The organism is Klebsiella indica (genome assembly GCF_005860775.1).
GTDB lineage: Bacteria > Pseudomonadota > Gammaproteobacteria > Enterobacterales > Enterobacteriaceae > Klebsiella > Klebsiella indica.
Genome location: NZ_VCHQ01000004.1, coordinates 55,426 through 80,416, shown reverse-complemented (window position 1 = coordinate 80,416; position 24,991 = coordinate 55,426). Strand labels below are relative to the sequence as shown.

At 55.5% G+C, this 24,991-nt stretch carries 20 protein-coding genes; 10 read left to right on the top strand and 10 right to left on the bottom strand.

The features are described 5' to 3' along the window. Positions 1-11 precede the first annotated feature (11 nt). From FE839_RS03405 to licT, 4 genes are all read left to right on the top strand, one after another. Positions 12-1,034 carry an ABC transporter permease gene (locus tag FE839_RS03405; protein ID WP_171034812.1) on the top strand — a complete coding sequence of 341 codons (1,023 nt, stop codon included), beginning with the start codon at positions 12-14 and terminating at the stop codon, positions 1,032-1,034. 301 nt (positions 1,035-1,335) lie between these two features. Then, positions 1,336-3,216: a beta-glucoside-specific PTS transporter subunit IIABC gene (locus FE839_RS03400; RefSeq protein WP_138359156.1), complete on the top strand. Its 1,881-nt coding sequence runs from the start codon at positions 1,336-1,338 to the stop codon at positions 3,214-3,216. Continuing rightward, positions 3,213-4,631, top strand: coding sequence for a glycoside hydrolase family 1 protein (locus FE839_RS03395; protein ID WP_138359154.1), 1,419 nt, complete (start codon positions 3,213-3,215; stop codon positions 4,629-4,631). Before FE839_RS03400 ends, FE839_RS03395 begins: the two co-directional genes overlap by 4 nt. A 2-nt stretch (positions 4,632-4,633) precedes the next feature. Next, complete coding sequence (gene licT / locus FE839_RS03390; RefSeq protein WP_138359152.1) at positions 4,634-5,473, top strand: BglG family transcription antiterminator LicT; 840 nt, start codon at positions 4,634-4,636, stop codon at positions 5,471-5,473. Between the two features lie 349 nt (positions 5,474-5,822). Here licT and FE839_RS03385 read toward each other — a convergent pair whose 3' ends face one another. The 8 genes from FE839_RS03385 to FE839_RS03350 form a co-directional block, all read right to left on the bottom strand. Further along, positions 5,823-6,827, bottom strand: a complete 1,005-nt coding sequence (locus FE839_RS03385) for a LacI family DNA-binding transcriptional regulator (RefSeq protein ID WP_138359150.1) — start codon at positions 6,825-6,827, stop codon at positions 5,823-5,825. Positions 6,828-6,857: 30 nt separating this feature from the next. Continuing rightward, the gene (locus tag FE839_RS03380) at positions 6,858-8,258 is read right to left on the bottom strand and encodes a sucrose-6-phosphate hydrolase (protein WP_138359148.1); all 1,401 of its coding nucleotides are present in this window, start codon (positions 8,256-8,258) and stop codon (positions 6,858-6,860) included. Further along, on the bottom strand, positions 8,258-9,628 hold the full coding sequence (locus FE839_RS03375; protein WP_138359146.1) for a sucrose-specific PTS transporter subunit IIBC: 1,371 nt from the start codon (positions 9,626-9,628) through the stop codon (positions 8,258-8,260). Before FE839_RS03375 ends, FE839_RS03380 begins: the two co-directional genes overlap by 1 nt. Positions 9,629-9,763: 135 nt before the next feature. Next, the gene (locus FE839_RS03370) at positions 9,764-11,281 is read right to left on the bottom strand and encodes a carbohydrate porin (RefSeq protein WP_138359144.1); all 1,518 of its coding nucleotides are present in this window, start codon (positions 11,279-11,281) and stop codon (positions 9,764-9,766) included. Between the two features lie 164 nt (positions 11,282-11,445). Further along, entirely contained in the window at positions 11,446-12,369 is a 924-nt protein-coding gene (locus tag FE839_RS03365) for an aminoimidazole riboside kinase (RefSeq protein WP_138359142.1), read from the bottom strand. A gap of 245 nt (positions 12,370-12,614) precedes the next feature. Beyond that, positions 12,615-13,409, bottom strand: coding sequence for an ABC transporter ATP-binding protein (locus tag FE839_RS03360; protein WP_138359140.1), 795 nt, complete (start codon positions 13,407-13,409; stop codon positions 12,615-12,617). Next, complete coding sequence (locus tag FE839_RS03355) at positions 13,406-14,434, bottom strand: FecCD family ABC transporter permease (protein WP_171034811.1); 1,029 nt, start codon at positions 14,432-14,434, stop codon at positions 13,406-13,408. Before FE839_RS03355 ends, FE839_RS03360 begins: the two co-directional genes overlap by 4 nt. Positions 14,435-14,494: 60 nt before the next feature. After that, positions 14,495-15,622, bottom strand: a complete 1,128-nt coding sequence (locus FE839_RS03350) for an ABC transporter substrate-binding protein (RefSeq protein WP_138359136.1) — start codon at positions 15,620-15,622, stop codon at positions 14,495-14,497. 463 nt (positions 15,623-16,085) lie between these two features. On the opposite strand from FE839_RS03350, the gene FE839_RS03340 reads away from it, so the two are divergent. Both FE839_RS03340 and FE839_RS03335 read left to right on the top strand, forming a co-directional pair. Further along, entirely contained in the window at positions 16,086-16,475 is a 390-nt protein-coding gene (locus FE839_RS03340; RefSeq protein WP_138359134.1) for a hypothetical protein, read from the top strand. 184 nt (positions 16,476-16,659) lie between these two features. Then, the gene (locus tag FE839_RS03335; RefSeq protein ID WP_138359132.1) at positions 16,660-17,151 is read left to right on the top strand and encodes an RcnB family protein; all 492 of its coding nucleotides are present in this window, start codon (positions 16,660-16,662) and stop codon (positions 17,149-17,151) included. A 159-nt stretch (positions 17,152-17,310) separates the two neighbouring features. Here FE839_RS03335 and FE839_RS03330 read toward each other — a convergent pair whose 3' ends face one another. Both FE839_RS03330 and FE839_RS03325 read right to left on the bottom strand, forming a co-directional pair. Beyond that, on the bottom strand, positions 17,311-18,327 hold the full coding sequence (locus FE839_RS03330; RefSeq protein WP_138359130.1) for an ROK family transcriptional regulator: 1,017 nt from the start codon (positions 18,325-18,327) through the stop codon (positions 17,311-17,313). Positions 18,328-18,428: 101 nt separating this feature from the next. After that, complete coding sequence (locus FE839_RS03325) at positions 18,429-19,961, bottom strand: DUF1593 domain-containing protein (RefSeq protein WP_138359128.1); 1,533 nt, start codon at positions 19,959-19,961, stop codon at positions 18,429-18,431. 396 nt (positions 19,962-20,357) lie between these two features. On the opposite strand from FE839_RS03325, the gene FE839_RS03320 reads away from it, so the two are divergent. The 4 genes from FE839_RS03320 (at position 20,358) to FE839_RS03305 (ending at position 24,989) form a co-directional block, all read left to right on the top strand. Next, entirely contained in the window at positions 20,358-21,536 is a 1,179-nt protein-coding gene (locus FE839_RS03320) for a M20 aminoacylase family protein (RefSeq protein ID WP_138359126.1), read from the top strand. A gap of 19 nt (positions 21,537-21,555) precedes the next feature. Beyond that, positions 21,556-22,332, top strand: coding sequence for a lysine/arginine/ornithine ABC transporter substrate-binding protein (locus FE839_RS03315; RefSeq protein WP_138359124.1), 777 nt, complete (start codon positions 21,556-21,558; stop codon positions 22,330-22,332). Positions 22,333-22,613: 281 nt separating this feature from the next. Further along, complete coding sequence (locus tag FE839_RS03310) at positions 22,614-23,567, top strand: aldo/keto reductase (RefSeq protein ID WP_138359122.1); 954 nt, start codon at positions 22,614-22,616, stop codon at positions 23,565-23,567. A 339-nt stretch (positions 23,568-23,906) separates the two neighbouring features. Further along, on the top strand, positions 23,907-24,989 hold the full coding sequence (locus FE839_RS03305; RefSeq protein WP_138359120.1) for a YncE family protein: 1,083 nt from the start codon (positions 23,907-23,909) through the stop codon (positions 24,987-24,989). Positions 24,990-24,991 lie beyond the last annotated feature (2 nt).

Here is a 24,991-nt window from a genome sequence, read left to right as displayed (position 1 = left end):
GAATGAGTAATATGAAATTAACAGCGACCCCGGTCAATGAAAAAACCAATTTCGTTGCGCAATTACGCCACAAGCTGCCGAAAGATACCGGGATATTTATCGTTATGCTGGTGATTGCCCTGATTTTTGAAATCGCCGGTTGGTACGTGCGCGACCAGTCCTTTTTATTAAACACCAATCGTCTGGTATTAATTGTTCTGCAAGTGGCGATTATCGGTATTATCGCCGTTGGGGTCACGCAGGTCATTATTACGACGGGCATTGACCTCTCATCGGGCTCGGTAATTGCCCTGGCCGCGGTGGTTGCGGCGAGCCTCGCGCAAACCTCCGACAGCCTGTCGCCGATGTTTCCGTCGTTGGTTAATCTACCCGCGGTAATCCCCATTTGCGCCGGGATCGGCGTTGGTCTGCTGTGTGGATTAACCAACGGTTTTCTGGTCACCCGCACCGGTATCCCACCGTTTATCGCCACGCTGGGGATGATGGTTTCCGCGCGCGGCCTGGCGCAGTACTACACGCAGGGTAACCCGGTCAGCTTTTTATCCGACAGCTTTACGGCTATCGGCCAGGGCGCGATGCCGGTCATTATTTTCTTCGTTGTCGCCGCGATTTTCCATATCACCCTCAAACACACCCGCTATGGTAAATACGTTTACGCCATCGGCGGCAATATGACTTCGGCAAAAGTATCCGGCATCAACGTCAATAAATATCTGGTGATCGTCTATACCATCGCCGGAGGGCTTTCCGGTCTTGCGGGCGTGGTACTGGCGGCGCGCGTCAGCAGCGGACAGTCGAACATGGGCGTGTCCTACGAGCTGGACGCTATCGCCGCGGCGGTCATCGGCGGCAGCAGTCTGATGGGCGGCGTAGGGCGAATTACCGGAACCTTAATTGGCGCGATGATCCTCGGCCTGATTAAAAGCGGCTTTACCTTTGTTGGCGTTGATGCCTACGTGCAGGACATTATCAAAGGCATTATTATCGTCGCGGCGGTGACCATCGATATGCGGCGTAATCGCAAAAAACATTAAGGTGAAATAGCCCGCGGGCTGAATTGCCGTGGGCTATTTAGCGATTGACGTCGCGTCGAGATCAGATGCATTGGCGACGCTTTCCAGCGATGTAGTTGTTGACAATTTACTTAACCTGGCTCACATTTTTATGCGGCTGCCGTTGAAATAGTCAAAGGCCGCTAAGATAATTCGCCGAAATAACCCATTTTTATGATGGCGTGCTACTGCGAAAGCAGGCAAGACCAAAATAGAAATGCTCTCCCGTTAAGGGGAGCGTCTCTGTTTTGGTCTTTTTTTTGCTCCAACACCAGGGAACACTATGAACTATAACGAAACAGCAGACAAAATCCTTCACTCGGTGGGCGGGGCGGAAAATATCCGTATGCTCACCCATTGCGCGACCCGGTTGCGCATGGAGTTTAATGATCGCGCGAAGGTCAATGATGCGCAGATTGGCACTATCCCCGGCGTGATCAGCGTGGTGGAGAAAGGTGGCCAGTTCCAGATTGTGATCGGCAATGAGGTGCAGCAGGTTTTTCGCCTGCTCAACAAAGCATTGCCGGAGAAAAAAAGTCCGGGCGGAGGGGATAAAAACGCCAAACCGAACGGCATCGTCGCGCGCATTATCAGCGTTATTTCAACCACCTTCACCCCGGTTATCCCGGCGATTACCGGCGCGGGGATGATTAAGGCGCTGCTGGCGATCCTGAAGCTGACCGGGTTGATCAACGAGACCAGTTCGACATATCAACTGCTGAATATTATTGCCGATGCCGCCTTCTTCTTCCTGCCGGTTCTGCTGGCCTATGGCGCATCGCTGAAGTTTGAATGTAACCCGATTCTGGCGATGACCCTGGCCGGCGTGCTGCTGCATCCGGGAATTGGCCAGATGCTGGCGGCGGGGAAAGCCGTCGATTTCGTCGGTATTCATGTTCTGCTTTCCGATTATGCCGGGTCGGTGCTGCCGATCATTCTGACCGTATGGCTGATGTCGTGGATTGAGCGCTTTGCCGAAAAGGTCTCGCCGTCGATTATCAAGTTCTTTGTTAAGCCGATGTTGATTCTGCTGATCACCGCGCCGTTGGCGCTGGTGGTTGTCGGCCCGGCGGGTATTTTGCTGAACGATCTGGTGGCGGCGGGCGCAGGCGCTATTGATCGCCACGCCAGCTGGTTAATCCCGATGCTGATGGGCACCCTGCAACCCTTCCTGATTATTACCGGCACCGCCTGGGCGATGACGCCCATCGCGACCGGTCAGTTGAGTAAAAACGGCTACGAAATGATTAACGGGCCGGGCATGCTGGCGTCAAACGTGGCGATGGGCGCCGCGACGCTTTGTGTGGCGCTGAAGACTAAAAATAGCAGCCTGCGCCAGTTGGCTTCGTCATCAGGCTTTACCGCGCTGCTGGGGATCACTGAACCGGCGCTGTACGGGGTACTGCTCAAGTACCGTCGCGTGCTGATCGCCGCGATGATCGGCGGCGGCTGCGCCGGGGTATATGCCGGCGTGAGCGGGCTGGTGCGCTACGCGTTTGTTTCCCCTGGGCTTGCGGCGCTGCCCGCGTTTATCGGTGAAAACCCGATGAACATTGTTCACGCGCTGGTGACCTGCGCGATTTCCATTGTGGTGACTTTTATCCTGACCTGGTTTATTGCCTTTAAAGATACGCCAGAGGATCAAGCAGAGGTGAGTGAGATTCCGCAGCCCGCCGTTACGCCAAAAAGTGAAGGTGACACTGAAATACTGAGCCCGCTGCGCGGCGAGACTGTGGCGCTAAGCGAAGTGAATGACGACGTCTTTTCCGGCGGTCTGCTTGGACAGGGCGTGGCGATTCGTCCGCAGGAAGGGATCTTGCGCGCCCCCTTTAATGGCACGGTGATGATGTTCCTGCCTTCCTGCCACGCCGTTGGCCTGCAAAGCGAAAGCGGTCTTGAGTTGTTGATTCATATTGGTATCGACACCGTTAATCTTAACGGTCAGCACTTTAGTTCATCCCTGAAGGTGGGCGATAAGGTGGAAAGCGGGCAGGAACTGATTCGCTTTGATATCGCCGCGATTGAGCAGGCGGGTTATGACCTGATTACGCCGGTGGTTGTGGTGAACGGCGATGAGCAGTACACCCTGAGTGTGACCGCTGCCGCACAGGTCGATTTCGGCGATCGGCTGATGGTGCAATCCGTTAAGGAGGCGCAAGTATGATCTATCAGCAACAGGCCCGGTTCCCGGACGATTTTCTGTGGGGCGCGTCGACGTCGGCCTATCAGGTTGAAGGGGCGTGGAATGAAGACGGTAAAGGGCCGTCGGTGGTGGATATGCTCAGCCATCCGCCGGGAACGGCGGACTTTCGTATCGCCAGCGACCACTATCATCGCGTGGAGGAGGATGTCGCCCTGATGGCGCAGATGGGGCTGAAGGCCTATCGCTTCTCGGTCGCCTGGTCGCGGGTGATCCCGGACGGTGACGGTCCGGTAAATCCTGGCGGGCTGGCATTTTATCACCGCCTGATCGACGCCCTGATTCGCCATCGGATCACGCCGATTGTCACCCTGTATCACTTTGATTTACCCTGGGCGCTGGAGCTGAAAGGCGGCTGGCTGAACCGTAAGACGGGAGACGCATTCGTGCGCTATGCCCGGCTGCTGTTCAGCGAGTTTGCTGATAAAGTCCCGCTATGGCTGACGATCAACGAACAGAACACCATGATCCTGCATCCGGGGGCAATTGGCGTGCCCGCGGATCGCGAACTGCCGGATAAGAAGGCGCTGTACCAGCAGAATCACCATATGATGCTGGCTCAGGCGCGGATTTTTGCGCTCTGTCACCGCGAGTTTCCCGGGCTGCGCATCGGCCCGGCGATCAATACCACTTCAATGTATGCCGAAAGCTGCAAACCGGAAGACGCTATCGCCGCGCATAACTGGGAAACGCTACGCTGCTGGAGTTTTCTTGATGTTGCGGTGCATGGCCGCTACAACGCCCTGGCATGGGCTTATATGCAGGATCGCGGCCTCGCGCCGGACGTCCAGTCAGAGGATGCGTTGATTTTGCAGCAGGGACGACCGGATTTTATTGCCATCAACTACTACTCGACCGCGACTATTGCCGCCAGCCGGGGTGATGGCGGGGATGTTGCCCCCCGTGCGGGCGACCAGCAAATCATGCTGGGCGAGGAGGGCGTGTATCGGCCCGCGGAAAATCCGTGGGTCGGCAAAACGCCCTACGGCTGGGTGGTCGACCCGGTTGGCCTGCGCCTGACGCTGCGTAAAGTGTGCGAGCGCTACGGCCTGCCGATTCTGATCAGTGAAAACGGCATGGGTGCCCCGGATAAGCTGGAGCAAGACGGTACGGTGAACGATGATTACCGTATTGCCTTCCTGCAGGCGCATATTGAGCAAATGCGCCTGGCGATTGCCGATGGCGTCGAGCTGATGGGCTACTGTCCGTGGGCGGCGATTGATGTTGTCAGCACGCATCAGGGATACGCCAAGCGCTACGGTTTTATTTATGTCGATCGCGGCGAAGATGATCTCAAGAGTCTGCAAAGGATCCGCAAACGTAGCTTCTGGTGGTATAAGGATGTCATCGCGCAGAACGGTAACCACGATGAGTCTTAGAGATGATTGTTCAGAAGGTGCTTAATAATAGTCTGGTGCTCTCACTGGATGACGATAACAGGGATGTTATCGTCATGGGAAAAGGCATTGGCTTCAATAGCAGGCCGGGGGATCAAATTGCCCCGGAGAAGATAGAGAAGCTGTTTGTAACCCGGACGCTCGGTAAACGCAGCGGTTATCTTGATGCGCTCTCCGCCATCCCGGATGAAGTTATCGAAATGGCCGCCATGATTATTTCCCGCGCCAATATGCAGCTTGCCAGTAAGGTGCGCGAGCAGATTTTCTTTACCCTCGCCGATCATCTGACGTTTGCCATTGAGCGCAGTCGCAAAGGCATCGCTATTCAAAACCGTCTGCTGCCGGAAGTCAGGCGCTTTTATCCGCAGCAGTTCCGCGTCGCCAGCGAGGCGGTGACGATTATTCGTCAGCAGTACGGCATCGAACTGCCGGAAGAGGAAGCCGGTAATATCGCTTTTCATCTGGTGAACGGCCAGAGTGAGGGCGACGACGTGGCGCAGGCTATGCAGTCGGTGAAAATGCTGAAGGATATTTTTAATCTCGTGCAGTACCACTTTAAGCAGGAGATAGACACCGAATCGATTAACTACTCGCGTTTTCTGGTCCATATGCAGTTCTTCCTCCAGCGTTTGCAGGAAGGGGAACTGGATCGCGCGCGGGACAGTTTTCTGCTGGCGCAGGTGATCAAGGAGTATCCGGAAGCCTACCGCTGCGCACAACGGATCCGCGATTATGTTAAAACCCAGCTCGATATCGCCCTCGGCGGTAACGAGCTACTGTGGCTTACCGTGCATCTGGTGCGGATAGCAGGCCTGGATGCGTGACCGTGTTCTATTAATAGGGGGGAATAGCTCTTTTTTATTCTTTTATGGAACATGGTTGACTGAGTTGACTCATTATCTCGAAACGGTCCAGATGACCTGGAAAATATCCTTTTCATTTTTGCAGGCGCGCCAGAAGAGATAATGACATGACGAAAGTCGTCGCAGATGGCTGACAAAGTGCGCTTTTCCGGAATTGCCCGGCGGCGCTTGCGCTTGCGCGGGCTTACGGAAAACTCATCGCCTGGGGGATATTATGGGTTTTGTAGGCCGGGTAAGGCATCAGCCGCCACCCGGCAGAGCTGCGCGCAATATCTCATTCTGGTGGGGCATTTTAAAAACTGTTTGTGAATCAACGATGTCGAAACTGTAGCGTCGCGGGCAGATAGCGCTGTAGCGGCTCAGGCGTGTTGCCATCAATCAGCTGGTTTATCAGATCGTAGCAGTGCCAGGCCAGCTGACGATTGTCCTGCTGGACGGTATCGATACGCAGCGACAGCGAATCGTACAGATAGTGATCGTCGAAGCTTGCCAGATGGATGTCCGAATCCAGCAAATGGTGCTGACTCATATAGCGCAGCACGCCTTCCAGCAACCCGCAGGCGGCGGTAAACAGCGCCTTCGGCGGCCGACCAAGACGGGCGCAGAGCGCGGAAAACATTTCATAACCGGAACTGGGATGGTAGTTGCCGTTGATCACCCATTCCGGGCGCAGTTCAATACCCGCCTGCGCCAGACCTTGCGTAAATCCCGCCAGACGATCGCGGGACGGAGAGAGTCGCGGCTGGCCGCCTAAAAACCAGAATTCGTCACTATGCTGAGGCGCGATGCGGGCAATCAGCTCTGCCGTGGGCGCCACCGAATCGGTCATCACCAGCGGCAGCACGCTTTCATTGGGGCAGCGGTCAAACAGCACCACCGGCAACTGCTCGCTGAGTTTCAGGTAATCGGCATCGTTATGCATACAGGAGGCGACGATCAGCCCGTCTACCTGACGGGCAATCATATTACTGACCACCACGCTCTCCTGAGCGGGATTTTCGTCGGTACAGGAGATAAGCAGCTGAACGCCCGCCTCGCGGCACAGCATCTCAAGCTCATGGGAAAATACCGCAAAGCCGTAGTTGGTGATCTCCGGCACCACCAGCCCGATGGTATGACTGCGGTTATCGCGCAGCGAGCGGGCATGGATGCTCGGCTGATAGTGCTGCTCGCGGGCAATTGCCTGCACGCGCTCGCGGGTTTCCTGCGCTACGCGCAGCTCTTTGCCACGTCCGTTCAGCACCAGGCTGGCGGTGGCTTTGGAAACCCCCGCCAGTTCGGCGATATCTTTAATGGTAACGCGTTTGGTTTTCATCACGACGCCATGAGCCTGAAATCAAAACGCTTATTCTACCATGCATGTCCGCAGCGGCCAGTAGCAGAATGCGCCTGGCGTTGTGCCGGTGAAAACCAGTTGCGCCGGATAGTTCGGGAAACAGCGGCTGCTCATCACCCCTTCGCCTTCGTTGATGAAAATTTCCACGCTCGACTGGTCGATGAAAATCCGCAGCGAGCGAACTTCGCCGCGCCAGTAGCGATAGTGCGTTTCGTCGCAGGCCAGGCTACGCCGCGCCAGGCGGATACCGCGGGTATCGCGCTCCAGGGTTAACGCGCCGCCGAAATCGATGTTTAACGTATCATTGGCGGCGGTTTCCAGCACGATTTCCATCGGTGCCAGCGGCAGGGCGGCTCCCTGCCAGCCGTGGGCGTCGCCGCGCAGGGCGCTCAGTTCACGCAGCGGTCGCTGATAAAGTTTACCGTCGATCAATGCCAGTTCGCGCAGACAGGTCATCTGATGGATCCAGCCGTTGGCCAGCGTCGGCTGGCGCATCTCTTCGCCATCCGGCACGCCCATCCAGCCGACCAGAATGCGGCGGCCATCGCTGGCCTGCATGGTTTGCGGCGCGTAAAACTCGAACCCGGCGTCCAGCTCGTGGCGGTCACCGTGTCTGAACGCGGCGCTGGCGTAATCGAAAGTTCCGGCCATCCACACCGCCGGGTAGGTATTCAGGTAGCGCTCTTTCTCATGGGCGATCCCCTGCGGGCAGCAAATGAGAACATGCTGGTTGCTGAGCGGAAACAGGTCCGGACACTCCCACATATAGCCCGCGTCGTGCAGGTCATTGATACCGTAGCCAGCGATTTCGCCTTCATTGCGCCACTGATGGAGATCGGCGGAGCTAAACAGCAGTACCTTGCCGCGTTTTTGCCGATCCTGCGCCCCCAGTACCATGTACCAGCGACCTTCATACCGCCAGACTTTCGGGTCGCGCACATGACCGGTATACCCCTCCGGCAGGGGCAAGACCGGGCCCAGTTTGTTGAAGGTGCCGTCGCTATTCTCCGTTGCCAGACACTGCCACGCGGTTCGGCTGCCGTCGTCGAATTTTACGTTGCCGGTATAGCACAGGGTGAGCGTACCGTCGTTATCCACCGCGCTGCCGGAGTAGCAGCCGCTGCGGTCATACTCTTCGTCGGGCATCAGGGCGATGGGTTCGTGTCGCCAGTGCAGCAGATCGGCTGAACTCCAGTGTCCCCAGCACTTAAATTTATGATCGCAGGCAAGCGGGTTCCATTGATAGAACAGGTGATAGCGCCCGGCAAATTCAACAAAACCGTTGGGATCGTTCATCAACCCGGTCACTGGCGCATGGTGCCAGCGAGGATAGTGGCTGTCGGCCAGCGCGTGCGGCTGGCCCTGCATAACGGCCTGCAAAATCGCAGGCAGGCGTGATGGAAGTGACATTATTCAGCGTCCGTTTTGTATTTCAGCACCAGGGAGACCGCAAAGGCGACGCCAAAAGCGATGGCCATGCCGATAATATAGTTCAGCAGCGAGCTGGCCTGCACGATAGCCATGCCGGGAATAGCCGTCAGGCCAACCGCGGTCATGTAGACGTGTACTGATACCACCCACGCGCCGCCCGCCGCGCCGCCGATCAGCGCTGCGATAAATGGTTTCACAAAGCGTAAGTTGATACCAAAGATCGCCGCTTCAGTGATCCCCAGCATGGCAGAAAATGCGGATGGCAGGGTAATCGCTTTGATTTTTGCATCTTTGGTTTTAAACCACACCGCCAGACAGGCCCCGCCCTGGGCGACGTTGGCCATGGCCCAAATTGGCAGCAGGAAGTTGACGCCGATGGATGGGTTACCCAGCAGTCCGGCTTCGATGGCGTGAAAGCTGTGGTGAATACCGGTAATCACGATTATCGAATAAAGACCGCCAAACAGCAGGCCGGCCAGCCAGCCCGCATGGCTAATCAGGGTGCTAAGGACAAACGAGATACCGTCGCCGAGGGCGCGACCGGCCGGGCCGATAATCAGCAGGGCGATGAAACCGGAAATGATCACCGTCAGGAACGGCGTCAGGATCAAATCCAGCGCATCGGGAATCACGCGGCGCAGCTGTTTCTCAACGATGCTCATAAACCACACCGCCAGCAATACCGGGAACACCGTGCCCTGATAGCCGATCATGGCAATCTCAAGGCCGAAGAAGTTCATGGTGTGGAAACCGGCTGCCACGCCCCAGGCGTTAGTCAGCGCCGGGTGGGTCAGAATGCCGCCAAGCGTCGCGCCAAGATAGGGGTTACCGCCAAATTCGCGGGCGGCGGTAAAGCCAATCAGAATCGGCAGAATAATAAACGCCGCCGAGCTGCACATATCCAGCATGATGTAGATGGCGTTATTCGGGTCGACCCAGCCGTAGGTTTTGACCATTCCCAGCAGGCCCATTAGCAGGCCGGAGGCGACGATTGCCGGGATAATCGGCACGAAGATATTCGACAGCAGACGGGCGATTCGCTGGAATGGATTCAGCTTTTTCGCCGCGATGTCGGCGGCTTCTGATTTGCTGGATTCGCCAATCCCCGCCGCCTGAATAAAGGCGGCATAGACCTTATTTACCACTCCGGTACCAAAAATAATCTGCATCTGCCCGGCGTTACGGAAACAGCCTTTAACCCCCTCGATTTTACCGATGGCCTGCTGATCGGCCAGGGCATCATCCACTAAAACCAGGCGCAGGCGGGTGGCGCAGTGCGCGGCGCTGGCGATATTTTCCTTGCCTCCCAGAAGGGGAAGCAGCGAGCGGGAAATTTGTTCAAAATCCATAGTACCCTCTGAATGCGTAATAATTCGTGTGTTTTGCTCCCGCGGTGGCGGGGCGCAATCTCTGAGTCGTGATTGTGTCCGGGGCGATGAAACGCGCGTCATCGCCCCGGCTGTTTCCGTCGGCAGGTTTTACCGTCAGAACCAGGTTTCCATTTGCATACCGAACGACCATTCGCCGCCCGATTTAAAACCGCTGCTGCCGAAGGCGTCATCGCTGGCGTAGTTATCCAGTTTTTTGCTCCAGTCCATCCATGAGGTATAGAGGCGGATCTCCGGGCGGCTGAAGAAATCACCGATGCTGCCGACCTTAAAGGTGGGCGCGAAGGTGAGTTTATAGAAGCTACCGTTTACCGCATGGCGGTCGTTATAGCCTTCGGGTTTAAGATCCATATACTGATAGCTGCCTTCCCAGGCAAGGGCGAAGTTCTGGTTGATCTCCTGAATCAGACGCATGTTGAGGGTCGCCCACTGGTAGCTGTCGCCATCCACGTAGCGGTTTTTACTGCTCTGCGCCAGTACCGCCGGGGCGATAAACCAGTTGTCACTGAGCGGCGTGGTGCCGTAGCTGGCGAAGCGCCAGGTGTTCGCTCCTGAACGCAGCGCGCCGTCGGAACCGATGCCTTTCACTTCTGCGCCCAGCCCGTGGCCGTAAAGCAGGGCGGTTTTGCTGCTCCCTTCACGCAGACCGTAAAAACTGTCGTTGTGCAAACCGAGCAGCGTATGTACCCCGGTATTTGCCGCGTTGCCTTTAACCAGATTGCCGTTGGTATCTTTTCGCTCGTCATTATCTTTCGCCCGCATCCCGCTCACCATCACCTGCACCGGGCCGATGAAGTTGTTCATGCTGAGGATGTAGTTCTGTACGCTATTGTTCGAATCATCAATATCGCCGAAGTTGCGTCCGTACAGAGAGAAGTTACTGCGCAGGCTGTCGTTCCACTTCACGTCGTAAATACCGCCGCCGGTACCGGCGAGGAATACCACATCGGAATCGACCCAGTGAATATCAAAGTTGTCGCGGTCGAAGCGTTTCCCGGCCCACAGGGTTGAACCTTTGAACGGCCCTTCGAAGGCGGGCAGGTTCCCCAGTTCCACGAAGGCCTGACGAACGTTCAAATCGCTGGTGCTTGCCGTCCAGTCGTTGTAGGTGGTTTGCCCGTCGGCGACCATCACTTTGAAGCGGGTGGTCGCCCCGTTATCCAGCGTCTGTTTATGTTCAAGGTTCATTTCGATATAGGTGTCAGCCTGGTTCCCCAGACGGCCGATAGCCCCGCCGGTTTCCCCTGCTGGCGTCATATACGCGCCGGATTTGGTACTGGCGGCGGAATCATTCATTAGCACGCCGGAACGGGCATAACCGTGGAACTCAAAACCGCTTTTTTCATCGGCTTTCTTCTCAAGTCTGGCGGTACGCTGGGCGACTTCCTGCGTATTCGCCTGCGTTTTTTGCTGCTGCGTGGTGAGCTGCTGGACTTTTTTCTCCGCCGACTCGGCGCGATTTTCCGCCGTTTGCGCTCTGTTTTCAGCATCCTGCAGGCGTTTTTCCAGCGCTATCAAACGTGCTTCGATACTACTGAGATCCGTTTGCGCGTGGGCTGAGGCGGCGCCGGTTAGCAAAGCGATAAGAACCGCGAGTGTGCTTTTTTTGTACATACTGGTTGCATCCCAAAGGTAAAATGAAAAGACTATGTTTTTGCTAAACCGGTTTAGTCACTATGTTAAACATGATCTTTAACATCAGGGAATATAAATTGCTAAACCGATTTAATAATTGTGATGGAGGCAACAAAGTGGGCCGCGCAGGGCGGCCGGAAGGATCAAAACTGGCGATTAAGATCGCGCTGCCGGGGGAGCGCGGTCATCGCGCCTTTGGCCGTGGTGGCCAGTGCGCCGCAGGTTTGCGCCAGGGTTAGCGTGGGCTCCAGGGCGTGGATATCCGTCGGCATCCCGTTGGCGGCAAGGCTGGCAAGCAGTCCGGCGACAAAGGCGTCGCCCGCGCCGGTGGTGTCTACGCTGACAACGGGCCTGGCGCTGAAATGGATAAACTGTTGCTGAAACGCGGCCAGTACGCCCGCCTTTCCCTGAGTCACCAGCAGTAATTCAGGCTGATAGCGCTCGCTTACGCTGGCGATGCCCTGGCTGAGATCATCGCTGCCGCTGATCAATACCAGCTCCTCTTCGGAGAGTTTTACCACGTTTGCCAGGCGCAGGGCGCGATCGAGGCAGGCGTGCAACTGTTCCTGATCCTGCCAAAGGTCCGGGCGGATATTGGGGTCAAAGCTGACCCGACCACCGGCGAGTTTGATCTTTTCCATTGCCGCAAAAGTCGTGCTGCGGCTGGGTTCGGCGCTGAGCGCGATGGAACAAACGTGCAGCCACTGACTGGCGGTAAACTCGGGCAGATCGTCCTTTGTCAGGAACAGATCCGCGCTGGGGCGCACCATAAAGGTAAAGGTTCGCTCGCCCTGGTCGTCAAGATCAACCACCACGGTAGAGGTACGATGCTGGCTATCAAGCAACATATGGCTGACGTCGACCTGTTCCTGCTGCAGGGTATGACGCAGAAAGCGACCGAACGGATCGTCGCCGACGCGGCCGATAAAACCGCTGTCTCCGCCCAGGCGGGCGACGCCTACCGCCACGTTAGCCGGCGCGCCGCCGGGGCATTGCAACAGGCGGCCTTCACTTTCCGGCAGCAGGTCGACCACCGCGTCGCCCAGAACCCAAACTTTTGCATTCATGCGGGTATTTCTCCAAAGCTAAACTTAATTAAACCGGTTTAGCTTATTAAAACATAGCGGCAGGGGAAGGGGAATGTCACATGCGGAAAAGTGCGAGCCAGGGCAAAAAACGGGAATTGGCTATGCTTGCTGAAGCAACGTGCACTGCGGTTCCGGGTTTTGTTGCCGGGTAAGGCGTAATGCGCCGCTGCCCGGGAGAATATGCGAGCGGCTTATACCATGCTGAAACATAAAAACCGTAAGGTTTAAACACCCGCCGTGTCCAGACCATCAATAATGGCGTGCATCACCCCTTGAGAACAGGGTTCGATGCGTCCGCGCACGCCGTAAACCGCGGCTAAGGTCTGCGGGGTAATCACCTCGGCTGGCGTACCATCCCCCAGCAATTGCCCCTCTTTCAGCATCAACACATGATCCGCATGACGCAGGGCGATATTAATATCGTGAACCACCACCAGAGTAATGATATTGCGCGTTTGCGTCTCCTGGCGTACCCGATCCATTACGTGGAACTGATAGTTCAGATCCAGCGCGCTGAGCGGTTCATCCAGCAGTAACAGGGCTGGCTGGCGGATAAGCGATTGCGCCAGACCGACGAGCTGCTTCTGTCCGCCAGACAACTGGTCAAGGTAGCTTAGCGCCAGATGCGCAATGCCTAACTGGCGCAGCAGCGACATGACTTGCGTCTGGTTTTCCGGATTGTGCATACCGCCGGCGGCGCGCTGGGCGACAATTATCGACTCCAGCACGTGCAGATGCACGCCAGCGGGCAGCGTCTGCGGCAGATAAACCACTTTTTCCGCGCGCCGCGCAAAGGGCAACGCCAGCAGGTTTTCGCCATCCAGCAACAGCTCGCCGCTGGATGGCCCCAGTCCGGCCATCGCTCGCATAAGCGTGGATTTGCCGCTGCCGTTGGGACCGAGCAGGGCGGTGATTTTGCCGCGGGGCAGTCGCGGTACCGTGAGATCGCGAATCACCGGTCGTCTGGGATAACCCGCGCTGAAATGGGTCAGCGACAGCCCGGATAAATGGTCACTCATACATGCCCCCGACGGCGTAAGATAATGCTCAGGAAGAAAGGCACGCCTACCAGCGAGGTCACGATGCCAACCGGAATAATCGCGCCGGGGATCAGATTTTTTGCGGCGACCGAGGCCAGCGATAGCACCAGCGCGCCGGTAAGCGCGCTGGCCGGAAGATAAAAACGGTGATCTTCACCGAAAAGCAAGCGGGCGATATGTGGCGCAACCAGGCCGATAAAGCCGATTGGCCCAACAAACGCGACCGAAAGAGCCGATAAAATGCTGATGCGCAGCAGCGTGGTCAGACGCAAACGACGCACATCAATGCCAAAACTGATTGCCCGATCTTCACCGAGGCGCAACGCGGTCAGTTTCCAGGCGCTAAGCAACGACAACGGCATCACCACAACCAGTACGGCGAACAGAATCGCGACCTTTTGCCAGGACGCGCGGTCAATACTGCCCATGGTCCAGAATACCAGCCCCTGTAGGGTGTCTTCGTTGGCGACAAACTGCAGCATGGATACCAGCGCATTGAAGGTGAATACCAGCGCGATACCAAACAGAATCACTCCGGACGTGGCGACCTGCGTCCAGCGCGTAATGCCATCCAGCAGCAGCGCCGCCAGCAGAGCGAAGATAAAGGCGTTGGCCGGGATAAACCACTGTCCCGGAATGCCAGGAATACCGATCCCCAGCACGATAGCCAGCGCGGCGCCGAATGCCGCCGCGGAGGAGACGCCAAGGGTGAACGGGCTTGCCAGCGGGTTATTGAGGATGGTCTGCATCTCTGCCCCGGCGAGACCGAGGGCCAGGCCGACGACAATCGCCATCAGGGCATAAGGCATGCGGATATCCCAGACGATAGCCCGGGTTCCGGCACTGGCGTTGGCCGGGTCAATGAGCGTTTGCCACAGGGTACGCAGCGACAGGCCCGCCGGCCCCATGACGAAGTCAAGCAGCAGCGAGGCGGCAATCAGCAGCACCAGCAGCAGTATCATCGTGACACGACGACGAACGATGCTGCGGTAGTTGGCCATCACGCCATGGCTATCGACGCGGTGCGCGCCGATACCGGGTTCAGTCGTTGAACTCATGGGGCGTTACTCACCTTGTTGCCAGGAAAAAACGAACGGCAGGTCAGGCAGGGTGGTGAAATGATGGACGATGTAGCGCCAGGTATCGTCAGGATTCAGGTTGCGGAAGGTTTGCGGATAGATATCCTTCGCCAGATACTCCATGCCGACGATATTCCACGGATGGTTGTAGAAGTGGTGGTAAATGCCGTACGCGCGTTGCGCTTTAACCGCCGGAATGTCGTTCACCCCGGTACGTGACAGCAGCACCTGCGCCTGGCGATTGACCGCCTGCGCATTGACCTGATAACCCAGCGGCAGTACCTGGCTATTACCGCGTTTGGAGCCCGTCATGATATAGACGTCAGGTTTCATGCTGATCACCTTTTCCAGGGAGACAAAACCTGATGCGCCGGGGAGCAGTTGCGAGCCGATATTGTTTGCGCCGACGGTTTCTACCAGTGCGCCCCAACCGCTGTGGCCGTGGGTAAAGCAGCAGGCATCGCTATTGCCCGCCAGCGCCTCGACAAAGACGTTGGCTTTCGGCGTGATCGTCGCGGTTTTCTGGCGGATGGTATCCAGTTGCTGACGATAGTAGTCGGTATAGGCTTTGGCGTTTTCTTCGCGATTGAGAACGTGGCCTAACAGGTCAATGCTCGGCGCCGTGTCTTTGCCGGGATTGATTTCATAATCGACGAACAGCACCGGAATATTCAGCGCGCTGAGTTTGTTGATAATACCGCTTTCTTCCAGCGCCGGTTTGGCGCGAAGCTGGGCAATCATCAGATCCGGATGACGGGAGATCACGCTTTCAAGGTCGACGTTCCCCTTATCGCTAAAGCCCATATCGAGAATTTTAACCGACTGAGGCCACTTCGTTTTCAGCATTTTCCAGGTGTTGATATCCTGTCTTTTCGCCAGGTTATTCCATGCGACCAGCCGTCTGAAGGGGTTATCGCGATCAAGCAGGGCCAACGCCATAATATCGCGGCCATCCTGCAGGATGATACGCTGCGGCTCATGGCTGAGCGTAATACTGCGGCCGGCAAGGTCGGTTACGGTGAGTGGATATTGCGTGGCATGGCTGAAAAATGGGGCGAAGAGTAGTGCTGCGCTAATAAGACGGAGTGAATTTGCTGCGGGTTTTCTTGCCATAATATATGCGTTCCGTTTGCTGATTGATACCCGTGATACTTCAAGTTGCATGTGTGTTGGCTGCGGATTACTCGGCCCTCCCACGGGCCGTCGCAAGCGGCGTTCAAATCTGCTCCCGGCAGATTTGCCACTCATTCCAGTTACTTACGGAAATCAAGCACCGGGGGGCTCGCTTACGCGCCGCCTTTATACAATTCGAATTAGTCAGGATGTATAAATATAATGATTCTGAGAATTATTCTTGTGCAAACATAAACGGTAAGTATATCAGCAGGAAATGACATAAAATGTAACAAACTTGTTGACATCTATTCGCGCTGCCCGAACTGGGGTATCGCGGGGAAAAGGGCGATTGAATCGGAGAAAACCAGTTTTAAGAACAATCCCTAAAGCCAGATAACAGAATTTTGTGCCATGCTGAATGCAACTCATAACATGAAGTAAGTTAGAGAGAGGACATTATATGAAAAAAGCAATGATTGCATTATCTGCGATTCTGGTAGCCGCACCTGTTTTTGCTGCCACGACACACGCAACCGACGATACCGTCGCGGCGGCTCACGAAACGGCCAATACGGCGAAGGAAAAACTGCATCAAGCCCAGCATCAGGGTGAAGAGCAGAAGCTGAAAGCCAAACACGCTGCGGAAGGGAAAAGCGACAGCGTAGGTAGCAAGGTCAGCGAAGACGCACAAAAGGCCTGGAATAAAACCAAAGAAGGCTCGGAGAAAGGCTGGAATGCAACCAAAGAGGGCGCTGAGAAGGGCTGGAATAAAACCAAAGAGGTCAGTAAAGAAGGCTGGGATAAAACCAAACAAGGTGCCGAAGAGTTAAAAAATAAAGTCACTGAATAATCACTGACAATTCTCTACAAACGGGTCGCGAAAGCGGCCTTTTTTGTCTGGAGCGTTTATTTAGCGTCAGGCTAATATTCTTAACGTATCATCACGGATATGCCAGGAATTGTCCTGGATGTTTTACTATTCACTATTCCTCCACATTTATACGTTAAAAAAGAAATATATCAGGAGGTGTACTATGAAAAAAATTCTTTCACTGGCGATTATTTTATCTTGCGCGTTTACTTCTGTCTCCTGGGCTGATGGCCCTGGCGGCAACGACCAGGGTCAGCAGCAGATCTGGCAAAAAAATGCTGGACGTGGCGGCCCGGACGGTAACCGCCAGCAGGGGCCGGGTAACGGCGCGCAGGCCAACAATCATCAAGGGAATAGCGGTAATCGAGGATCGGATCGCGGTGGTCCCGGCGGCAGAGGATCGCACGATAACCGCCATCAGGAACGCCATGAGCAGGATCACTTTGCGTGGAACGGGCATGATTTCCGTAAAGGTCAACCCGCCCCGCAACGTTTCCGCGGCAAGGATTATCGGGTCGATGACTGGAACGATCGCGGACTGCCGCCGCCGCCGAGCGGGCAGCACTGGTCATATATTGACGGCAACTATGTGCTGATTGCCGCCGCGACCGGGATTATTACCTCGATCCTGATCAACGGCGCGCTGAGCCACTAACCCTTTATCGCCCCGGGAGCGTATGCTTTCCGGGCTTCCCATACACGCCGCAATGCTGCCTCTCTCCGGAGGCGGCATTGGGCGTTTGTCCATCCAGCCAGCATCGTGCGGACCGGCCTTGTTAACGGGCGTCTCTGGGGAAGAAGCGCAATACTCGCACTATACCCGCAGTCTGGTAATATTGTCTGAACTGAGCTGTACTAATCCCTTCCATCCGTAATTGTGTCCGGTCTTATAATGGTGGATGCGTATTTCACGAATATGCGCATTAGGACTTTCATCCAGCATTTTCTGTGCAAGCGGCAGAATATCCTCGCCGTAATCTTCGAATAATTCGCCGGTAGCAATCACCCGCTTAATATTATGAATCGGCGCGGTACAGCAAATCGCAAAATAGAGTGCGCGTGCAGTGGTAAGCACGGTGGCGGGTTTATTGTTCTCCGCAACATTAAATGCCGGTTCCAGCCCCCCGGGCCAGGGGAGATGAACAATTTCCGGGTAGAAGCCGTTTTCGCCCAGCCCGGGTTCACCGTGGGTACAGTAACCGTAACCGAGGCTGCCGAATCCGGGCATAAACGCCACGTAGGCGTCGCCGGGTGAGCGTTTAGCCAGCAGATAATTGGTACAGTGTGCAATGTTATAGATGCGGGTCGGGAGGCGGAGATTTTTCTCAAGTAAGGCGGCGAGATTGACATTGCTTTCCTGAAAAAGCGGGCAATAACGCACGATGCCAGTGAAATGTTCGATCCCGCCCTGCAGCGCAACGCTGGCAACGGTGAGCGAAGTTCGGGGCAGTCTGGCCAGTTCGCATAACTGCGCCACGCCAGCGGTAATAAAGCGCATCAGTTGATCTGGGGTCATTTCCTCTGGCAGGGGAAAACTCAGGGTCGCCAGCGGCGGCGGCTGGGTATTGTAATCATTGAGCGTGGCCTGGAAACTGCCTTTACGTAGCATAATGTTGGCACTCCAGGCTTGACCGGTTTTCACTGCCAGTAGCTGCTGCGGGCGGCCAAAAGTCGGATCTTTGATTTCCCGTTCCTCAATGAGCTGTTCATCCAACAGGCGTGCTGTCAGCTTAGTGATATACGCTTTAGTCACGCCCAGCCGTTTGGTTATCTCAGTCCGGGATTTCGCTTCGCTATGCAATATATTGAGGATCTGCTGTTTGTAATCCATGCTGTCTCGCCTTTGCCTGCAGGAATACGTAGGCATTCATCATACCGCCACGTTGCATCGTCGGGCGGCAACGCGAGCCACCCGGCGCCGATCAAAGTCGGTTATTTCACGGAAACAATAATCCGTCGGTAAGCGGTGAGTGATGGTTTACCGTTATCGGTAACCGCCAGAATGATATGTTCCGTGCCGTGGCGCAGCGTTTTGACTTTAACCGTTGGTTTGCCGTTGTCGCTTAATGAGAGGATCGCGGGGGCCTGCAAATAATCTTCCCCGAACCGACCCTGCACATCGTTGAACGCCACCGGTTGAGCGCTGGCGGAACCGGCTTCCGGATAGCGGAACCAGTTATAGCTAAGCTGATTACCGTCAGGATCTTTGCTGCCTGCGGCGTTTAATGTCAGCACCTCTCCCACTTTGGCATCAAGATATACTACCTGCTGTCCCTGTTGGCCGTTCACTACCACCTGAGGATTGTGGTTGGCTGAGGCATAATCTTTGATTCCCCACGCCATACGAGCGGCGAAATCGTGCTGGAACGCCTCGCGCCAGCGCCAGATGGTGGCCTGATTTGAGGTATAGCGCTTGCCGTCGACGCCAGTGACCGTATCGGCGGCGTTGGGGCTACCGGGATAAAAATCGCCGCCGTTGGTCCAGATGGGACGCGTTTCATGCTGCGGCTGGCGTACGATATAGCGCCCGCCCCAACCGCCCCAGCCCGGGTTCTGCTCGCTATCCAGGCCGTTGCGGATCAGACCGAGAAATGCCGGGGTGTCCCCTTCCATAATAAACAGATATTGCAGATAACCTTTGCCCATTGGTCCGACGTTGCGGATGTTTTGATCCAGCCAATGTTGGGAGACGGTGGTGAAGTCTGCCCCCGGCGCATTGCGATAGTACCGGTCGCCGCTGATACCGGTCCATGTGGCACGGGCATAATCTTCGCCGTTCTGGCTGGAAGGGTCGACGATATAAGTGATTTCCGGATAGTGCTCGCGTACCCAGAACCCGGCATCATCCTGATCGGAGATGGCGTAAACCACCAGGTTGCGCGTCAGCGCCTTAACGACGCTGGCCGGATGTTTTTTCGACAGGTCTTTTAGCGCCTGCGCCAGGGTATTGGCGCCGCCCCACAGATTAATAAACAGCGGGTGGTTAGCATCAGTGCTTTTTTCAATGGCGTTAAGCAGCAGGTCGGACCCGGCGGTATTTTTCCCTTCTCCGGTTGCCGCCATGCCATAGCTGGCCAGGCCTGGGGCGACGACGGCTTTGAGCTGATTGAACGTCGGGAATCCGGCTGCGTGTTTAAGCAGGTTAGGCTGGACTTCGCCGTAATGACGGAGCACCAAATCAATCATATCGGTATGGACTTTTTCCCGCTGCCAGGTGGAGGTTGTTGCTACCACCCCTTCGATATTCATCTCGTTGGCATAGAGCAAAAAACGGGTTAACGACATCTGATCGTCCGGTTCGTTGCCGATATCGGTCAGCACGAAGACCCGCGGCTTTTCCTGATAGGGTAGAGTTTTACTGGCCATCCCGCTGATGGTTGCCTCCGCGTTAACCGCCAGTGGTGCGAACAGCGCTAGCAGACCCGCCATGACGCCCAGGGCAAGGTTGTTGTGGTGTTGTTTCATCTTCCGCTCTCGACATTAAGAGCCTATTCCATTAGGGCTATTTTGCTTGTCATTTTGAACCTGGGCAGTGCTCAGAATCCTCACGTACTACCTGTACGCTCCGGTTCTTCCGCGCTGGCCGTGTTCAAACTGGCTGCGCCAATAACGTCTGGTGGGATAGGCTCTAAGTTAATGATTGATTAAGTGGAGGCAATATAGTTAACACAGGAAACAAAATAAAAAGAAAAAGCGCCATTGTGTGATGGTCATAGCAGTTTTATGTCAATTTATCCGCGATAACCCAATATTAATAAATAAGATAAAACGCCCTCCGGAATAACAAATCCTGCTTGCATTAACGACCTGGCAGGTTAAGTTATTAAAGCTTAATACCTAATTCTATTCCCGGAGACCGGCATGACCGACTTTGTAATTCCCGAAATCAAGGCCACTGAAGATGAAATGATTGCGATCCGTCATTATTTACATGCCAATCCTGAATTAAGCCTTGAGGAATTTAATACCAGCGAACTGGTTGCCGGGAAACTGACTGAGTGGGGCTATACGGTGAGCCGAGGGCTGGCAAAAACCGGGGTAGTGGGAACGCTGAGCAAGGGCGATTCACCGCGCACTATCGGCCTGCGCGCCGATATGGACGCATTGCCGATTGTCGAAGCCACCGATCTTCCGTGGGCCAGCACCGTTGCCGGAAAGATGCACGCCTGCGGCCATGACGGTCACACCACTATCCTGCTGGCGGCAGCGAAGTATATCGCCTCTCCGGCCTGTCAGTTTAACGGCACGGTGCATTTGATATTCCAGCCCGCAGAAGAAGCGATTGGCGGTGCGGATTTAATGATTAAAGACGGTCTGTTTGAGCGCTTCCCCTGCGAACGGATCTTCGGCCTGCACAATATGCCCGGTCTGCCGGTAGGAAAACTGGGCTTTTACGCCGGCAACTTTATGGCCTCGGCGGATACGGTGAAAATCACCCTTACCGGTTACGGTGGGCATGGCGCCCACCCTGAGCGCACCGTTGACCCGATTGTGACCGGCGCGGCGCTGGTGATGAATCTGCAGAGTATCGTCGCGCGTAATGTGCCACCGGGAGAAACCGCGGTGGTGAGTGTCGGCACTTTCCAGGCGGGTATTGCCTCTAATGTCATCCCGGAGAAGGTGGTAATGGAGCTCAGCGTGCGGGCGATGAAGCCGGCGATCCGCGATTTGTTGATAAAACGCATCAAGGAACTGGCTGATTTTACTGCCAAAAGCTACGGCGCCAGTAGCGACGTCGAGGTTTTTGACTCCTATCCTGTTCTCACTAATAGCCTCGAGGAAACCGCGTTCGCCAAAGCGCTGGCGCTGGAGGTGTTTGGTGAAGAGGGGGTGCTGGAGTCGGTCGCGCCGATGAACGCCAGCGAAGATTTCGCCTTTATGCTGCGGGAGCGCCCCGGCTGCTATTTCCTGCTGGGTAATGGTGAAAAAGGCGGGAAGGGCGGCTGTATGGTGCACAACCCCGGCTATGACTTTAATGATGACATTATTTCCACCGGTGCGACGTTGTTCGCCCGGTTAGTTGAAACACACTGTCGTTGAACTCTGGAGTCCGTAAATAATGAAAAAATCTCTTCTGCTGTGGGTCGCGCTGATGGCCTCAACTTCAGCCCTGGCCGCAGAAAATAAGGAAATTCGTTTTGGCGTCGATCCGACTTTCGCGCCGTTTGAATGGAAAGATCCGCAGGGCAAGCTGATGGGTTTTGATATTGATCTGGGGAATGCGATTTGCCAGCAGCTTCAGGCGAAGTGCGTGTGGGTGGAAAGTAATTTTGATGGCATTATCCCGGCGCTGAAGGCGCGTAAGTTCGATGCGATCCTCTCCGGAATGTATATGACCGAGAAGCGAAAAGAGCAGATAGCCTTTAGCGATAAGCTATATAACGGCCCGGTGTTCCTCGTGGCGCGTAAAAATACCCTCACCGGCAATAGTATTGAGCAACTGCAGGGCAAAACCATTGGCGTAGAGCAGGGATCGGCGCAGGAAACTTACGTCAACCAGCACTGGCGACCGGCGGGAATTAATATCGTCGCTTATCAGGGCGCCGATCGTGTGGTACAGGATCTGGAGTCCGGGCGTATTGATGGCGCGGTGCTTTCCGGAATGATGGCCGACTACAGCTTCCTGCAGCAGCCGCAGGGTAAAGATTTCGCCTTCGTTGGCGGGCCATTGCGCGATGACGCGCTATTCAGCGCGGGGGCGGCGATTGGCCTGCGCAAAGGGGACGACGCGCTGCGCCAGGAGATTAACGGCGCGATTGCCAAAATTCTCGCTGACGGCACTTATAAAAAGTTAGCAGGGAAATATTTTAGCTTTGACGTCTATTCCGGGACATAATGTTGTAATGCAGGTGGCGGGCATGGACAGCCCGCTTCAGGCTTCCTTTTCTCTTACTATTGTTTCTGACCCTTGATCGATTTAGAAGGACACAGAATATAAGCGATTCCCTACATATTTGCGTTGAATGGCGCCGACAAGAGAGTGACACATTCGCCGGGAGCGGAGTGACAGGTTGCCGGCAGGCGCCCCGTCAGGGGCGAGGCTCAGGGATTAGCCGGGTCACCAACGTCGACGCACAGGCAACGTGACATGTGGCGGGCAAATAAGGAGTGAACGGCATGATGACACGTCCCTTAGGTAAAACCGGATTTTCCATCGCTCCGCTGGTGTTTGGCGGCAACGTTTTTGGCTGGACCATTGATGAAAAAACCAGCTTTGCCATTCTTGATGCATTTATAGATCACGGCTTTGACGCCATCGACACGGCGGATGTTTACGCCCGCTGGGCCGACGGTAATCAGGGCGGCGAGTCTGAGACCATTATCGGCCGCTGGTTACAGGCGCGGCCAGGCATGCGTGAGAAGGTGAAGATCTTCACCAAAGTGGGGGCCGATTTAGGCCTTCCTGGTCATAAAGGGCTGAAAAAGGCGTGGATCCAGCAGGCGGTAGAGGATTCATTGCGTCGCCTGAATACCGATTATATCGATCTTTACTTTGCTCATTGGCCAGACCCGGAAACGCCGGTAGCCGAAACCCTGGAAGCGTTCCACGCCTTACAGCAGGCAGGGAAGATTCGTGCGATGGGGGCGTCTAATCTTGATGCGCAACAGCTTTCCGCCGCTCTGGAGGTGTCGCGTAAAAGCGGCCTGCCGGCCTGGCAGGTGCTGCAACCGGAATATAATCTTTATCATCGTTCAGCCTTCGAAGGGGCGCTGGGCGATCTGTGCATCAGCCGTGATATTGGCGTGGTGACGTATTACAGTCTCGCGTCGGGCTTTCTGACCGGAAAATACCGCCAGCAGTCCGATCTGGCGCAAAGCCTGCGTGGCGCAGGTATCGCTAAATATCTCAATCCGCGTGGGTTGCGCATTGTTGATACGCTGGTTGACGTGGCGGAACAACTGGATGCCAAACCGGCGGAAGTGGCATTAGCCTGGCTGATGAGCCGTGAAGGCGTGACGGCGCCTGTCGCCAGCGCCACCAGCATTGCTCAGGTAGAAAGTTTTGCCCACGCTGCGACGTTGAGCCTGAACAGTAAACAACGGACGCAACTGGATATTGCCAGCGCGTAACCCTGTATGCCGGGGCCACCACGGTTCCGGCGTTTTTTATTCGTATTTTTTATTGGATATTTCCCGATTATTTTCCGCAAATCCCCGTCTTCTGACTGGCTATCCCCGAAAAATAAAATGTTTTCGTCCGGGACAACGCCGGGCTTGCTTATAACAATGTAATGCGTATAGTTCTCATTCTTCTTTTTGTTTGCAGGGTTTCAGGGAGCTACCTGCCTCAGTGGCGCGATCACAGGGAAACGGCGAAGGCACAGGGTGGGACTCGTTCGCGCAGGACCGAAAAGAGAATCTCGGCCGCGGAGTTACCATCGGATCATTGATTTTGTCCAGGATTGATCTATGAAACACACACTCCCGGCGTTGACGCTGGTTATTTCTGCCATCTTAAGCGGCTGTGCCGCCACCCACACCACTCCCGTTTCTCAACCTGTTGCCGCCAAAAGCGCGGAAACCACCGTACAGCCACTCAGGCGCGAGCTGGCGGACGGGCTGTATGAGATGGCGCTGAGTCCGAAAGGCGATGCGCTATACGTCGCCAGCGCCGATAGCTTTAAAGATGTGCAGGGCGGGGCGGTATATAAGCTGGATCCGACCACGTTGAAAACCACCGGTATGACCCATACCGATCTGAAAAACTTTGCTGTACAGCTTAGCCCGGACGGTAGCACCTTGTTCGTCACCAATTCGCTGGATGGCGGTATCAGCGCCATTGACACCGCGAGTGGCAAAGTAAAAAAACGCCTGCTGTTTAGCGAGCGTAATGAGAAAGATCGCCCCTACGGCGCACGGCAGATCCTGCTGGTTGATAACACCCTTTATGTTGGCGCTGTTGCCGATCCGGCGCTCATCTGGGTGGTCGATGCTAAAAACCTGAAGCTGAAAGCGCGCATCAAAAACGCGGGTAAATGGGTGACCGGCCTGCACTATTCCGCGCAAACCCAACGTCTGTATGCGGCAAACGGCAGCGGAGAGATCCTGGTGATTAACCCGCGTAATAACCGCATCGAACACCGCTGGAAGCCGCTGGGCGATAAACCGGCCTTGCTGCTGAATATCGCTGAAGATAGCGCCACCGGTCGTTTGTTCGTCACCGACAATTCAAAAGCTAAAACCACGCTGGTGCTTGATATCCACAGCGGCAAGGTGATTAAGCAACTGGATGTGGGCGATTCGCTGGCGGTGCTATTCAACCCTGAGCGCAACGAAATTTATATCTCCCGGCGTGAAGCAGGCAAGGTTATCAGCCTTGATGGCACCAGCTATGCGCTGAAAAAGACGTGGGATCTGCCGGTGAATCCCAACAGCTTGCTGATTTCTGCCGATGGTCAGACGCTGTATGTCACCGTTAAACAGGCGTTTAATAAAGATCACTCGACGAAAGGACCGGACAGCGTTGTCCGTATTGATCTGACTGCGAAATAAAA

Bases quoted from the DNA above. Each gene is read 5' to 3' on its own strand.
- FE839_RS03405 (WP_171034812.1), top strand. From the start codon at position 12: ATGAAATTAACAGCGACCCCGGTCAATGAAAAAACCAATTTCGTTGCG.
- FE839_RS03400 (WP_138359156.1), top strand. From the start codon at position 1,336: ATGAACTATAACGAAACAGCAGACAAAATCCTTCACTCGGTGGGCGGG.
- FE839_RS03395 (WP_138359154.1), top strand. From the start codon at position 3,213: ATGATCTATCAGCAACAGGCCCGGTTCCCGGACGATTTTCTGTGGGGC.
- licT (WP_138359152.1), top strand. From the start codon at position 4,634: ATGATTGTTCAGAAGGTGCTTAATAATAGTCTGGTGCTCTCACTGGAT.
- FE839_RS03385 (WP_138359150.1), bottom strand. From the start codon at position 6,827: ATGAAAACCAAACGCGTTACCATTAAAGATATCGCCGAACTGGCGGGG.
- FE839_RS03380 (WP_138359148.1), bottom strand. From the start codon at position 8,258: ATGTCACTTCCATCACGCCTGCCTGCGATTTTGCAGGCCGTTATGCAG.
- FE839_RS03375 (WP_138359146.1), bottom strand. From the start codon at position 9,628: ATGGATTTTGAACAAATTTCCCGCTCGCTGCTTCCCCTTCTGGGAGGC.
- FE839_RS03370 (WP_138359144.1), bottom strand. From the start codon at position 11,281: ATGTACAAAAAAAGCACACTCGCGGTTCTTATCGCTTTGCTAACCGGC.
- FE839_RS03365 (WP_138359142.1), bottom strand. From the start codon at position 12,369: ATGAATGCAAAAGTTTGGGTTCTGGGCGACGCGGTGGTCGACCTGCTG.
- FE839_RS03360 (WP_138359140.1), bottom strand. From the start codon at position 13,409: ATGAGTGACCATTTATCCGGGCTGTCGCTGACCCATTTCAGCGCGGGT.
- FE839_RS03350 (WP_138359136.1), bottom strand. From the start codon at position 15,622: ATGGCAAGAAAACCCGCAGCAAATTCACTCCGTCTTATTAGCGCAGCA.
- FE839_RS03340 (WP_138359134.1), top strand. From the start codon at position 16,086: ATGAAAAAAGCAATGATTGCATTATCTGCGATTCTGGTAGCCGCACCT.
- FE839_RS03335 (WP_138359132.1), top strand. From the start codon at position 16,660: ATGAAAAAAATTCTTTCACTGGCGATTATTTTATCTTGCGCGTTTACT.
- FE839_RS03330 (WP_138359130.1), bottom strand. From the start codon at position 18,327: ATGGATTACAAACAGCAGATCCTCAATATATTGCATAGCGAAGCGAAA.
- FE839_RS03325 (WP_138359128.1), bottom strand. From the start codon at position 19,961: ATGAAACAACACCACAACAACCTTGCCCTGGGCGTCATGGCGGGTCTG.
- FE839_RS03320 (WP_138359126.1), top strand. From the start codon at position 20,358: ATGACCGACTTTGTAATTCCCGAAATCAAGGCCACTGAAGATGAAATG.
- FE839_RS03315 (WP_138359124.1), top strand. From the start codon at position 21,556: ATGAAAAAATCTCTTCTGCTGTGGGTCGCGCTGATGGCCTCAACTTCA.
- FE839_RS03310 (WP_138359122.1), top strand. From the start codon at position 22,614: ATGATGACACGTCCCTTAGGTAAAACCGGATTTTCCATCGCTCCGCTG.
- FE839_RS03305 (WP_138359120.1), top strand. From the start codon at position 23,907: ATGAAACACACACTCCCGGCGTTGACGCTGGTTATTTCTGCCATCTTA.